The 4,596-nt window shown below is 73.2% G+C and carries 6 protein-coding genes; 2 read left to right on the top strand and 4 right to left on the bottom strand.

The genetic code is table 11. The features are described 5' to 3' along the window. Positions 1 to 455 (bottom strand): TetR/AcrR family transcriptional regulator (locus ETD96_RS41670; protein WP_171069498.1); only part of this gene is annotated, 455 nt, incomplete at its 3' end. Between the two features lie 62 nt (positions 456 to 517). On the opposite strand from ETD96_RS41670, the gene ETD96_RS41665 reads away from it, so the two are divergent. Beyond that, complete coding sequence (locus ETD96_RS41665; protein WP_138641991.1) at positions 518 to 916, top strand: nuclear transport factor 2 family protein; 399 nt, start codon at positions 518 to 520, stop codon at positions 914 to 916. An 82-nt stretch (positions 917 to 998) separates the two neighbouring features. Here the strand turns inward: ETD96_RS41665 and ETD96_RS41660 are convergent, their stop codons facing one another. Then, a complete protein-coding gene (locus ETD96_RS41660) occupies positions 999 to 1,283 on the bottom strand; it encodes a putative quinol monooxygenase (protein ID WP_138641990.1) in 285 nt (94 codons plus the stop codon). Between the two features lie 256 nt (positions 1,284 to 1,539). Between ETD96_RS41660 and ETD96_RS41655 the strand changes: the two genes are divergently transcribed. Continuing rightward, the gene (locus ETD96_RS41655) at positions 1,540 to 2,022 is read left to right on the top strand and encodes a hypothetical protein (RefSeq protein WP_138641989.1); all 483 of its coding nucleotides are present in this window, start codon (positions 1,540 to 1,542) and stop codon (positions 2,020 to 2,022) included. Here the strand turns inward: ETD96_RS41655 and ETD96_RS41650 are convergent. Both ETD96_RS41650 and ETD96_RS46315 read right to left on the bottom strand, forming a co-directional pair. Further along, a complete protein-coding gene (locus tag ETD96_RS41650) occupies positions 2,019 to 2,786 on the bottom strand; it encodes an SDR family NAD(P)-dependent oxidoreductase (protein ID WP_274704687.1) in 768 nt (255 codons plus the stop codon). The genes ETD96_RS41655 and ETD96_RS41650 overlap by 4 nt on opposite strands. A gap of 39 nt (positions 2,787 to 2,825) precedes the next feature. Then, a partial coding sequence (locus tag ETD96_RS46315) for a serine/threonine-protein kinase (RefSeq protein WP_205719728.1) occupies positions 2,826 to 4,596 on the bottom strand: 1,771 nt, incomplete at its 5' end.

Genomic DNA, 4,596 nt, shown 5'->3' with positions numbered 1-4,596 from the left:
CCGTAGGGGACGTCGACCGTGGCGAAGACCAGCCGCTCGCGCTCCAGGCCCGGATGCCGCTCGGCGAAGGAGTCGAGCGCGGCGGCGCTCTCCTCGTTCAGCGCGGCGAACCTCTCGGGCCATTCGGCCACCAGGTCCTGCCGCCGGTAGAGCAGCAGGACGGCCGCCTCGTCCGGATGCGCGCGGCACCAGCGGGGCGTGTGGAGCGCCGCCGCCTCGGCGTCGTCCGCCGCCAGGGCCGCGGCGAACCCCTCCTGGAAGCGGCGCGCACAGCGCGCCCAGAGGGTGGCGAGCAGCAGGTCGCGGGACCCGAACCGGTGGTAGATCGAGCCGGACGGGGCGCCGAGCCGCGCCGCGATGGCGCCGATGGTGGCCGCGCCGGGCCCGTCCTCGGCGAGCACCGCGAGCGCGGCGTCGAGGATCCGGTCCTCACCGAACTTGGCCGGTCTTCCCATGGCGGCGCCCTCCATGCTAGTAGTGGATACATTCTAGAACACCGTCTCTAAAAGAGGTGCCCATGACCGCCGACGCCGATCTCGTCGCCGGGTTCTACACCGCCACGCAGGCGCGGGACGCCGCCGCGATCCTCGCGCTGCTGCACCCGGAGTTCGAGGCCCGCACCGCGCCCGGCCTGCCGTTCGGCGCGGGCGGCGCCTTCCACGGCCCCGAGGAGACGCTCACCCGCGTGTGGGGCGCCGTCTTCGCCGAGTACGACACGGCGCCCTACGCCGAGACCTGGCACGAGACCGGCGACGGGCTCGTGGTGGTGACCGGTCACTACCGGGGCACCGCGCGCTCCACCGAGCGCCGCTACGAGGCGGAGTTCGTCCACCTGTGGCGCGTCACCGACGGCCGGATCTCCTGGCTCCACCAGTACACCGACACGGCCCGATGGCACGAGGCCCTGGCCTCCTGACCTGGCCTCCCGGCCTTCCGACCTGGACTCCTGGCCTTCTGGCCTCCTGGCCGCTGGGAAGGTGTCGACTCCGCCCCTGGCTCTAGGGGGCCTCGACCCCGGAGATCAGGTACCGGTTCACCTCAGCGGCGCGGATCTCCGCCTGCTGCTCCGACGACGGGCCCGTCCCGCGGAACCGCTCGACGGCCTCGCCGCTTTCCCAGCGCTCGTACACGTTGATCCGGCCGGGCTCCAGGAGATCGGCCGAAATGGCGAAATCAAGGCAGCCCGTCGCTTTTCTCGCCAGTTCGACGACCTCCCGGCACCCCTCCAGATAGGCGTCCCTGGCCTCGGCGTCCACATAAAGCTTCCCCGAGATGATGACCACGCTCGACCTCCCTGGGCCGTCCGTACCGCCGACCAGGCCAGTGTGCCGAACGCCACCGACAGATCCGCCGCGGAGCAGCCCCCGCTCCGGCGGCAACCGCCCGTCCGGATACAGAAATTCACGCTTATTTCCCCGACCAGTGGCGATGGCGCCACATCGCCGTTTTTGCAATGCTATGACCGCTGTCGGGCGGGGGCACTTTCCGGCGACTTCTCCCGCCGTACGCTCACAGCGGGTTTTCCGGAGGTGGGGGGAAATGAAGCGTCTGTACGAGCGTTCCAGCAGGCGGTCCGAGCCGGGGGCGCTCGATCCGGACGTGCGGGCGGCGATCGCCGCGCACGCCCAGGAGCACCTGCTCGGGAACGCGCTCGGCACCGCCCGGTGGTGCTGCGTCACCCGCAGCGTCCGGCTGAGGCGGCCGGGGCCGCTGGCGAGGCTCACGGGGTCGGGCGACCCCGACGGCGAGCACACGACGGTCGCGCTGCTCCTGCCCACCTACCTCGTGGTCGCCGTGGCCGGGAAGCGCCGGGGCGTCCACGTCCGGTCGATCTGGCTGGGGGACGTCGTCCTCGACGCGCTCCCGCCGCTCGTGCCGGACACGGGGATCAGCGCCACCGGGCCGTGGTCGGGCATGCCGGAAGCCGCCTCGTTCCACCTCGCCCTGGGCGACGACGCCGACGGCAAGGACTTCCTCGCCGCCTTGCGCGACGCCGTCACCGCCGCGAAGTCGGGAGGTTAGGGCGCGCGATCGCCTGGGACGGCAGGGGCCTCCTCGGGATCGCGGCCCACCGCGTGGCGCCCGCCGTCCACCGGGAGGACGGCGCCGTTGACGAAGCTCGCCTCGTCCGAGAGCAGGTACGCGACGGCGGCGGCCACCTCGTCCGGGCGTCCCACACGGCCGACCGGGTGGAGCAGCCGCATCTCACCCTCGATCCGTGCGGCATCCTCGGGCGCCTGCTCCGCCAGGAAGTGCTCGTACCGCTCGGTGGTGATGGAGCCCAGCGCGACGGCGTTCGCTCGGATGCCGTACGGGCCGTAGTCGACGGCGAGGGCCCGGGTGAGCCCCTCGACCGCCGCCTTCGCCGTCGCATAGGGAAGCGACCCCCGCACGGGACGCCGCGCCTGATGGGACGAGACGTTGACGATGGCGCCGCCAGTGCCGGCGTCCAGGAACCTGCGGACGGCGGTCACGCAGCCGACCACCGCCGGATCGAAGTTCAGCGCGACCAGGTCCAGCAGCTCCCGCGCGGACGGGGACGCGACGTCGCGGAAGACGGCCGCGTTGTTGACCCACCCGGCGAGCGTCCCCGCCTCCTGCGCCAGGTCGGCGGCCCTCTCCGCGACGCTCTCGTCGGCGGCGCTCCCGACGACCGCGGCGACGCCCGGGACGCCGTCCGCCCACGCGACCGCCGCCGCGTCGAGCTCGATCACCACGACCCTGCCCCCGTCCCGGAGCAGGCGCTCGACGATCACGCGGCCCACACCGCGTCCACCGCCGGTCACGACGAAGGACCTACCCACCGCACACCCTTTCGGCGTCGCTCACACGATGCGGGCGCAGAGTACTCCCTTGCGGAAGTCCGTCCACCGCAGCGAGCCGCTCGGGCACGTGGACTCGTAGTAGCCGGTGAACTGGAGGATGTAGTTGAACCCCCGGGGGACGGTGCTCTTGCCGCAGCCCCACGACGTCATCAGGCCGTGTCCATTGATGGCCGCCGTGCTGCCGTTCTTCGTGCTCTTCTTGCCCAGGAAGCATTCGCCCTCCCTGAACTGCCGCCGCACGCAGAGGTAGATCCGCTCTCCGTCGTGGTAGGGCGAGCTCCACCAGTCCTCGCCGTCGAGCGCCTCGGCGTCGCACCCGCTGCCGGAGTCCTCCACCCCGTAGACCTTCAGGTACGCGTCGCTCCGGCCGCAGGAGACCGCGGTCGGCTCGTCCTCGCTCCACTCGGAGGAGTCGTAGGGGTCCTGGTAGGCGTCCAGGCAGTCGCCGACCCTGATCGCGTCGAACGCCTCGAAGGTCGGGTCCGGGGTCGGGGTCGGGCTCGACGAACCGGTGGGGTCCGAGCCGCCGTAGAGCCCGGACGTCCGGGTGGTGGTCGAGGTGGGCGACGACGACGTGGACGACGATGTGGACGACGACGCGCCGGCGTTGCCCGACGAGCCCGACCGGTCCTGGGCGGCGACGGCGATGAGCAGCACGACCAGCAGCACCCCGATGACCCCGGCCGCGATCCCGCCGGCCGGCGCCGGCTGCTTGGCCGGCGGGCGCGGCTGCTGCTGCTGCGGCGGCCGCAGGGGCGGCTGCGCCTGGGCCTGCGCCTGGGCCTTGGGCTGCTGCGCCTTCGGCCTGGGCGGCGCCTTCGGCTCGGCCTTGGGCTTGGGCGGTGCCTTCGGCTTCGGCTTGGGGGGCGGCTTCGGCTCGGACTTCTTCCCCGCGCCGACGCTTCCCGCGAAGACCTCCGTCTCGGCGACGCGCGTGGCGATCATCGTGTCGAACGTCTTCGGGAGGGACATGCCCTCGTCCGGGGCCAGCGCGGAGCAGCGCTCCAGGAACTCCTCGGTCGGCGGGCGGTCGTCCGGGTCCTTCTCCAAGCCCGCCGCGATGAGTTCCAGCAGCGCCGCCGGGATGCCCGCGAGGTCGGGCTGCTCGTGCCGGACGCGGTAGCCGAGCGCGTCCGGCGGCCCCTCCCCGAACGGGTGGCGGCCGGTGGCGGCGAAGGTCAGCACGGCGGCCAGGCAGAACACGTCGCTCGCCGGCCCGATGTCGCCGCCGAGGTACTGCTCGGGCGACATGTACCCGGGCGTCCCCACCAGGGTCAGGCTCTGGGACGTGGCGTCCATCGCGCGGGCGATGCCGAAGTCGATGATCCGGGCGCCGTCCCGGGCCAGCAGTACGTTCCCCGGCTTGAGGTCCCGGTGGATCACGTGCTGCTCGTGGACGGCCCCGAGCCCCTCCGCGAGCCCGGCGCCGAGCGCGGCCACCGACGCCTCGGGCAGCGGGCCGTTCTCGTCCACGGCCTCCTGCAGCGTCGGCCCGGCGATGTACTCCGTCACCAGCCACGGCGGGTCGGCGTCGGGGTCGGCGTCCACCACGTGCGCCGTGTAGAAGCCCCCGATGCGGCGCGCGGCGGCGACCTCCTTCGCGAACCGGCGCCGGAACGAGGCGTTGTCGGCGAAGTGCGGGTGGACGACCTTGACCGCGACCAGCCGCCGCCCCGGCGAGCGTCCCAGATAGACCCGGCCCATCCCGCCGGCCCCGAGCCGGGCCAGCAGCCGGTAGGGTCCGACCTGCTCCGGATCACCCGGCCTGAGC

It is taken from the genome of Actinomadura geliboluensis (assembly GCF_005889745.1).
In the GTDB taxonomy this organism is placed as follows: Bacteria; Actinomycetota; Actinomycetes; order Streptosporangiales; family Streptosporangiaceae; genus Spirillospora; species Spirillospora geliboluensis.
This window is presented reverse-complemented; position numbering and strand designations above follow the sequence as displayed.